This is a genomic window from Amycolatopsis thailandensis (assembly GCF_002234405.1).
GTDB classification, from domain to species: Bacteria; Actinomycetota; Actinomycetes; order Mycobacteriales; family Pseudonocardiaceae; genus Amycolatopsis; species Amycolatopsis thailandensis.
The window spans coordinates 74,253-82,434 of the sequence record NZ_NMQT01000034.1; the positions used below are offsets into that span (position 1 = coordinate 74,253).

6 protein-coding genes are annotated in these 8,182 nt (G+C 70.3%); 3 read left to right on the forward strand and 3 right to left on the reverse strand.

All coding sequences use genetic code 11. The features are described 5' to 3' along the window. The first annotated feature begins 343 nt into the window (after positions 1–343). On the forward strand, positions 344–1,141 hold the full coding sequence (locus tag CFP71_RS11250; protein WP_093933777.1) for a TIGR02569 family protein: 798 nt from the start codon (positions 344–346) through the stop codon (positions 1,139–1,141). A gap of 44 nt (positions 1,142–1,185) precedes the next feature. Here the strand turns inward: CFP71_RS11250 and CFP71_RS11255 are convergent, their stop codons facing one another. The 3 genes from CFP71_RS11255 to CFP71_RS11265 are packed head-to-tail and all read right to left on the reverse strand — an operon-like array spanning position 1,186 to position 4,634. Further along, the gene (locus tag CFP71_RS11255) at positions 1,186–3,417 is read right to left on the reverse strand and encodes an FtsX-like permease family protein (protein WP_093933778.1); all 2,232 of its coding nucleotides are present in this window, start codon (positions 3,415–3,417) and stop codon (positions 1,186–1,188) included. After that, a complete protein-coding gene (locus CFP71_RS11260; protein WP_093933779.1) occupies positions 3,414–4,094 on the reverse strand; it encodes an ABC transporter ATP-binding protein in 681 nt (226 codons plus the stop codon). Before CFP71_RS11260 ends, CFP71_RS11255 begins: the two co-directional genes overlap by 4 nt. Before the next feature lie 15 nt (positions 4,095–4,109). Then, positions 4,110–4,634 carry a PadR family transcriptional regulator gene (locus CFP71_RS11265; protein WP_093933780.1) on the reverse strand — a complete coding sequence of 175 codons (525 nt, stop codon included), beginning with the start codon at positions 4,632–4,634 and terminating at the stop codon, positions 4,110–4,112. A gap of 169 nt (positions 4,635–4,803) precedes the next feature. Between CFP71_RS11265 and CFP71_RS11270 the strand changes: the two genes are divergently transcribed. Both CFP71_RS11270 and CFP71_RS11275 read left to right on the forward strand, forming a co-directional pair. Then, a complete protein-coding gene (locus CFP71_RS11270; RefSeq protein WP_143267067.1) occupies positions 4,804–6,876 on the forward strand; it encodes a molybdopterin oxidoreductase family protein in 2,073 nt (690 codons plus the stop codon). After that, positions 6,873–8,182, forward strand: a 1,310-nt coding sequence (locus CFP71_RS11275) for an NAD(P)/FAD-dependent oxidoreductase (protein WP_093933781.1), incomplete at its 3' end; no start/stop codon positions are given. The genes CFP71_RS11270 and CFP71_RS11275, both read left to right, overlap by 4 nt.

Genomic DNA, 8,182 nt, shown 5'->3' on the forward strand with positions numbered 1-8,182 from the left:
TGTTTGGGCTCCTGGTCGCTGATGCAATGAAAGGCTCTTTCCTTGCCAAATTTGCAAGGAAAGAGCCTTTCATTGCACGCGCACCCAAGCCTAAAAGCCCAAAAGGGATATTTCGCGCGTCGAGGGGTCGTGAAGGCCTCCTTGCCTACCCTGAAGGTAGTGAAGGAGGCCTTCACGGACCCTGGGTCCCTCAAGGAGGCCTTCACGGACCAGCCCGGAGCCGGTCGGGGGAAGCGCGGCGGAAGAACGGCTGGTCAGGCGTGATTGTGTCTTGAGTATCGCTACTCGATGACCAGCGCGTCTTCTCGTTCGTGGCACGGAAGACGGGGTAACGTGCCCAGCCGTGCGTGCCACCCTTGAGAGCCCTCCGGAACACGTCTGTTCGGCGTTCGGCGGACGTGACGGTGACGCGGAGCCGATGCCCGGCACCACAGCCTGGCGCTACGCCGATCTCGTGCTCAAGCCGGTCGAGGACAAGTCGCGGACCCTGTGGACGGCCCGGGCGCTGGAAGCCGTCGACGAGCCGGGACTGCGGGTCGCGAAGCCGGTCCGGTCCAGCGACGGCCGCTGGGTGGTCGGCGGCTGGTCGGCGAACCGGTTCGTGTCCGGTACGGCCGAGCACCGCTACGACGAGGTCGTGCACGCGGCGGTCAAACTGCACCGGTCGACGGCGGGGCTGCCGCGGCCGGACTTCCTGGGACGGCGCACCGATCTCGAGGCGCTGGCCGACAAACTCGCCTGGGGCGAGGCGGACATGTCCCTCGACGAGAACAAGGGCGGCCGCTGGTTCGAGGTGCTGGCGGGCTCCCGAAGACCGGTCAAACTGCCGGACCAGGTCGTCCACGGGGAGCTGCTCGCCGGGGTGCTCTTCGACGGCGCCGAGGCCCCCGGCATCGTCGATTTCGTGCCGTACTACCGGCCTGGGGAGTGGGGCGCCGCGATCGTCGCGGTCGACGCGCTGGCCTGGGGCGGCGCCACCATCGAACTTCTCGAACGCTGGGCGCATCTGCCCGAATGGCCTCAGCTCCTGCTGCGCGCGGTCCTTTTCCGCCTGGCCGCCAACGCTCTCGACCCGCGATCGACGCGAGCGGCGCACGACGGTCTCCGCGCCGCCGCCCGCGACGTCAGCGCCGTGCTGTGAGTCCGTGGAGGCCCCTTGGACAAGAGGCCTCCACGGGAACGGGCTCAGTCGGTGCGCAGACTCTCCGTCTTCGCCGCCGAGCGCACGGACGGCAGCGTCGACGCCGTCACCAGCAGCACCATCACGATCGCCGCCGCGGCGAGCACCCCGACCGCGGCCCAGTCGATGTACAGCGACCTCCAGAACATCCGCTTGCCCACCGCGGCGATGCCGATCCCGGTCGCCGTCGCGATCACGATCCCCAGCAGCAGCGGGATCCCGTTCTGCCACACCAGGGACCGGAAGATCACGCGGACGGGGACCCCGGTGGCGGACAGCGCGCCGAGGGCCCGCCGCCGTTCGCGGACCTGTTCCTGCGCGAGCACGAGCAGGCTCACCCCGGCCAGCAGCAGGACGAACAGCGCGCCGCCGAGCAGGATGTTCCGCGCGTCCCCGAACATCCTGGCCTCGTCGCTGATCCGGTTCTTGTTGTACGCGCTCACGTTGGCCTCCCAGCCGAGCGAGGCGACCGAGTTCCGCACCAGTTCGACGAAGTCCGGATTCGCGGCCCCGTCACGCAGGCTCATCGTGAGCGAGGCGGCGGTCAGATCGACACCCGCCATCGCGGACGGCGTCGCGAACACGCGCACCCCCTGGTACTGGGCGATGCCCGCCGGCTTCGAGCCGAGCGGTCGTGGCGTCACCGGAACGGTCCAGGGCTGTTCCTTCTTGTCCAGGGTGGTGAGCGTCAGCGACTGTCCTTTGTGGAACGACGGCGGCTCGGCGAACACGTCGCCGTCGTGGCAGCCCGTCACTCCCGCCGACGCTTCGATCGTGGGGCAGTCGGCGACGGCGAACGACGAGAGCGCGTTGTCCATGGTGACGAACATCGAGCGCATGGCCTGGACATCGGCCGCGCCCGGCACCGCGCGCACCGCGGCCATCGCCTTGTCCGCCACCGGGCCCTCCGTGTTGACGATCGTCCGGCCGTCCGTCGTGTCCTCGTATGCGCCCAGCGCCGCCTGTCCCGCCATCAGGCTCTGCAACCCGATCGCCCCGGCGATCACCACGCAAAGGCCCGCGACCACCCGCGACGGGGTCCCGCTGTCGCTTTGCAGGCGCCGGATCGCGAGCTGGAACGACGGCGACCCGCCCTTGATCCGGGACACGACGCGTTCCAGCAGCCACGGCAGCAGCGCCGGGATCCCGAGCATCAGCAGAACCGCGCCGGCGATCAGCGCCCAGCGGCCGAGTTCGCTCGCCACGCCGAAGTCCGGGAGTACCAAAGCGATTCCGGCGAGGACCGGCAGCAGCCGCCACCACAGCCGGCGCTTCGGCGGCGTGGACTCGCGGACCACGCCGAGCGGTTCGACGATCGTGTGCCGCTGGGCGAACCACGCCGTCACCACGGTCAGCGCGGGGACGAGCAGCACGATCAGCACCACCAGCGGCCACGGCGGCGTGAGGTCCTCCGGGTAGAGCCCGAAGCGGAACACCTGGAGGTCCGGCACCACACCGCGTACCAGCAGGAACAACGCGGCGCCGACGACGAGCCCGGCCACGGCGCTCACGAGCGATTCCGCCGCGGTGATCCGGCGCAGCTGCCGGAGGGACGAGCCCGCCAGCCGCACCGCGGCGAGCCGCCGGTCGCGCGCGGCGCCGCCGAGCCGGGAGATCGTCCCGATGAAGATGAACACCGGCGTGAGCAGGACGAAGAGACCGATCAGCAGCAGTGCCAGGATTCCCTGTTCGAGCATGACGTCGTAGCCGCGTTCGGCGCCGAAGCCGTAGACCATCGACCCGGAAGGCAAAGTGTCCGTGCCGACGTAGGCCAGCAAGTCGTTCGGGTTGACCATGGTCCCCGCCGCGATCACCCCGACCGGTTTGCCGGGCAGCCGCGGCGCCAGCAGACCACTGGTATCGGAGGCGACGAGTTCGTCCAGCTTCGGCGAAAGGAAGACCTCGCCCGGCGCGGGCAACCGGTCCACGCCCGGCGGGATCGGCGAATTCGGTCCGGTGGGCCGCACGTGGACGAGCGAGATCGCTTGACCGCGGAAGTCGGTCGTCGCCGCGCGGTAGGCCAGCGGGGCGACACCGGGGATCGGCTCGCTTCGCACGTACGAGGCGAACGCCCGCTGGTCCCGGTTCTCCTTGACGGTGCCCGCGGAGGCGCCGGCCAGCAGGATCGCCACCGCGAGCCCGATGCCGACGGCGCTCAGGACGAGCCTGACGATCGAGCCCCGGCCGCCCCCGACGGCCAGCCGGAACCCCAGCAGCAGGTCTTCGCGTGCGGTCATCGGGTCACCACGGGTTCACGTGTCCGGCCGTCTCGCACGATGATCTCCCGGTCTGAGTAGGCGGCCACCCGCGGTTCGTGGGTGACCAGGACGACGGCGGCGTTCGTCTGCTTCGCCGTCTCGGAAAGCAGGCGCATGACGAGTTCGCCGCTGAGCGTGTCCAGCGCGCCTGTGGGTTCGTCGGCGCTGATCACCGACGGTTCGGTGATCAGCGCCCTGGCCATGGCGACCCGTTGGCTCTCCCCGCCCGAAATCCGGCCGGGCATGCTGTCGTCCGAGTCGCCGACTTCCAGCCTGTCGAGCCAGTCCCGCGCGAGCCGCTCGGCGGGGCGGCGCTTGATGCCGCCCAACCGCAGTGGCAGCGCGACGTTCTCCAAGCAGGTCAGTTCCGGAACGAGCTGCCCGAACTGGAAGACGAAGCCGAACTCGGTACGCCGCAGGGCACTGCGTTCGGCGTCGTGCATGGTCGCGAGGTCGCGGCCGCGGAACAGCACCTGGCCTCCGTCGGGCCGCACGATGCCGGACAGGCAGTGCAGCAGGGTCGATTTGCCGGAGCCCGACGGGCCCATGATCGCGACGATCTCGCCGGCTTCGAGCGTCAGCCCTGCCCCGGCGAGTGCCTGATCGGGGCCGAAGGCCTTGTGCAGGCCCGAGCCTTGTAACAACGGTGTTTCCACTTTGTGGTCCCCAGGTCAGCGCGTCAGTTGCCGCGCGAGATCGTCGAGCCGGGCGGCGGTGAGTTCCAGCCAGCGCAGATCCGCTTCCAGATGGAAGAGCGCGTGATCGCAGATCAGCTGGTCGGCGAGGTCGCCGTCGGTCTTGCGGGCGGTGAGCTCACGCATGGCGCGGAGGTGGGAAGCGCGCTGGGTGTCGAGCAGATCTTGGGCGCCGCGGCCGGACAGAAGCGCGAGCACGACCTTGGTGTAGAGCGTGTTCTGCAGGTAGACCGAGGGACTTTCCGGACTTTTCAGCCATTCCTCGACGTTGGTGACGCCGGCTTCGGTGATCGCGTACCGCTTCCGGTCCGGACCGCCGCCCGCTTCGACGCCGTTCTCCTCGACGAGCCCGTTCTTCAGGAGCCGGTTCAGCGTCGAGTAGACCTGCCCGTAGTGCAGCGGCCGGTCCTGGCGGAACTGCTTGTCGTAGAGCTGCTTGAGGTCGTAACCGTGCTTGGGGCCCGCTTCGAGCAGGCCGAGCAAGGTGTTCCCGATGGACATGCGGGCGACTATACACACAGTCTATACACATGGTGAATAGTCGTCCCTCGACCTCACGGTGTGACGTCCATCGGCGGCGGGCAATGTCAAACGCCTGAAACATTCAGGAGTTTTCAGGTAACACGGCCTACCTACCTTCAAGCGCTATCGACGCCTGGAGGAGGTGCCCGTGCCGCTCGCCACCCCTGTCCCCACCCGCGCGGTGGACACGCACTGCCCGTACTGCGCCCTGCAGTGCGGGATGAGCCTCGACGGCGCCCGCGTCGCCCCGCGTGACTTCCCGGTCAACGCCGGCGGCCTGTGCCAGAAGGGCTGGACGTCGGGGGAGCTCCTCACCTCGCCTTCCCGCCTGACGACGCCGCTGATCCGGAGCGACGGCGGACTCCGGCCCGCGACCTGGGATCAGGCGCTCGACCTCGTCGCGCGACGGCTCACCGAGATCCGGGCCGCGAAGGGCGCCGACTCGGTCGCAGTCTTCGGCGGAGGCGGGCTGACCAACGAAAAGGCGTACCTGCTTGGGAAGTTCGCCCGCGTCGCGCTGGGTACCTCGCAGATCGACTACAACGGCCGGTTCTGCATGTCGTCGGCGGCCGCCGCCGGGATCAAGGCCTTCGGCGCCGACCGCGGGATGCCGTTCCCGGTCACGGATCTCGCCGACGCCGACGCCGTCCTGCTGATCGGCGCGAACCCGGCCGAGACGATGCCGCCGTTCACCCAGCACCTCAAACACGCGGATCTGATCGTCGTCGACCCGCGCCGCACCCCGACCGCGGAACTGGCCGGACTGCACCTGGCGCCCGCGCCGGGCACCGACCTCGCTCTCGCGCAAGGGATCCTGCACGCCGTCGTCGCCGACGGGCTGCTCGATCAGTCCTATGTGGACGAGCGCACGAACGGCTTCGAAGAGCTGTGGCGGTCGGTCGCCGCGTGGTGGCCGGAACGGGTCGAGCAGGTCACCGGCGTCTCCGCCGCGGATCAGCGCCGCGTCGCCGCCAAGCTCGCCGCCGCCCGCAACGCCTACGTTCTCACCGCGCGCGGCACCGAACAGCACGCCAACGGCACCGCGATGGTCAACGCCTGGATCAACCTCTCGCTCGCCCTCGGGCTGCCGGGGCGCAAGGGGTCCGGGTTCGGCTGCCTGACCGGGCAGGGCAACGGACAAGGCGGGCGTGAGCACGGTCAGAAGGCCGATCAGCTGCCCGGCTACCGCAAGATCGACGACCCCGCCGCGCGCGAGTACGTCGCCGGGGTCTGGGGCGTGCCGCCGGAATCCCTGCCGGGACCGGGTCGTTCGGCCGTCGAGCTGCTGGAAGCGCTCGGCACCGAAGACGGGCCGAGCGCGCTGATGGTGTTCGGCAGCAACCTCGTCGTTTCGGCGCCCCGCGCCGGGAGCATCCAGGAAAAAGTGTCCTCTTTGGACTTCCTGGTCGTTTCCGACCTCGTCCTTTCGGAGACCGCGGCGATGGCCGACGTCGTCCTGCCGGTCACCCAATGGGCCGAGGAGGACGGCACGATGACCAACCTCGAAGGCCGGATCCTCCTGCGGCGCAAGGCGATCGATCCGCCGTCCGGCGCGAAGACCGATCTCTGCGTGCTTTCCGAACTCGCGCGCCGGTTCGGCCAGCCCGACGGCCGGTTCCCGACGGACGCGGAGACCGTCTTCACCGAGCTCCGCCGCGCGTCCAAGGGTGGCATCGCCGACTACTCGGGCATCACCTACGACAGGCTCCGCGACGGCGAGGCGCTGTACTGGCCCGTCCCGGCGGAATCGCATCCCGGCACACCGCGGATGTTCCTCGACTCTTTCGCCCATCCGGACGGCCGCGCGCGGTTCGTGCCGGTGGACCACGTCGGCCCGGCCGAGCCGCCCGACGCCGAATTCCCCTTGCAGGCCACCACCGGACGGGTCCTGCAGCACTACCAGTCCGGGGCGCAGACCCGGCTGGTCAAAGAACTCAACGACGTCGTGGCGGAGGCTTTCGTGGAAGTTCATCCCGACACCGCGGCGCGGGCGGGACTGGCCGAGGGAGATCTCGCCGTCGTGCGGTCCCGGCGCGGGGAGACCGTCGCGCGGGTCCGCTGCGTGCCGTCGTTGCGCCCGGACCTGGTGTTCCTGCCGTTCCACTTCCCCGGTGAAGGGCGGGCGAACCTGCTGACCAACCCGGCGCTCGACCCGACCAGCCGGATGCCCGAGTTCAAGGTGTGCGCGGTCGCGCTCGCCCCGGCCGAGGTCGTCGCGTGAGCCCCCGGTCGGTGGTCATCGCCGGATACGGGATGGCGGGCGCGCGGCTCGCGGACGAGATCCAGCGCCGCGATCCCGAGGGTGAACGCGTGCGGCTCACCGTCGTCGGTGCGGAGAAGCACACCGCCTACAACCGGGTACTGCTCTCGTCGGTGGTCGCCGGCACCATGCGCCCGGACGCCGTCCGGCTGCACGACGACGAATGGCCGTCCCGCACCCGCGCCGATCTGCGCCGCGGTGTCTCCGCGACGTCGATCGACCGTGACTCGCGGCGGATCCACCTCGACGACGGGTCCACTGTGGACTACGACGCGCTCGTGCTCGCCACTGGCGCGAATCCGTGGATGCCGCCGGTGGAGGGGCTCGAACCCGGCCCGGACGTCGTCGCGTTCCGCACCCTCGACGACTGCGCCCGCATCCTCGACGCCGCCAAACTGGGCGCGCCGGTCGCCGTCCTCGGTGGCGGGCTGCTCGGTCTGGAGGCCGCGCGAGGCCTCGCCGGACGCGGAAACCTGGTCACCGTCGTGCATCCGATGCCGCACATCATGGAACGGCAGCTGGACGCGGAATCCGCGCGGGTGCTGACCAGGAAGCTCGAAGAACTCGGCGTCGACTTCCGGCTCGGCGTCGGGGCCGCGCGCTATGTCAGCGGCGACGGGCTCAAACTCGACGACGGCACGCACGTGCCCGCCGACCTCATCGTCGTCTCCACCGGCGTCCGGCCCGAGACGAAACTGGCCGCGGATGCGGGGCTGGCCGTCGAGAACGGCATCGTCGTCGACGATCTGCTCCGCACCAGCGACGGCCGGATCCACGCGATCGGCGACTGCGCGAAGCATCCCGGCGCGTTCGGCGGGCTCGTGCAACCCGCGTGGGAGCAGGCCGCAGTCGTCGCGGATCTGGTCACCGGCACGAAGTCCGCGTCGCGCTATCGCGGCACCCAGGCCGTGACGCGACTGAAGGCCCGCGGAATCGACCTCACCGCGCTCGGCGAGACGATGACCGGCGCGGACGACCCGACGGCCGAGGTGCTCACCTTCAGCGACCCGGTGGGCTGCCGCTACGGCAAGCTCGTCGTCCGCGAAAACCGCGTGGCGGGCGCGATCCTGCTCGGCCTGCCCGATGCGGCCGCGTCGATCACCCAGCTCTACGACCGGGGCACGCCGGTGCCCGAAGACCGGCTCGCCGTCCTTCTGGGACGCGCGCTGCCCGCCGGGGCGCCGTCGGCGTCGAGCCCGGCCGATCTGCCCGCGTCGGCGGTCATCTGCCGCTGCAACGCGGTGACCAAGGGGCGGCTCGTCGAGGC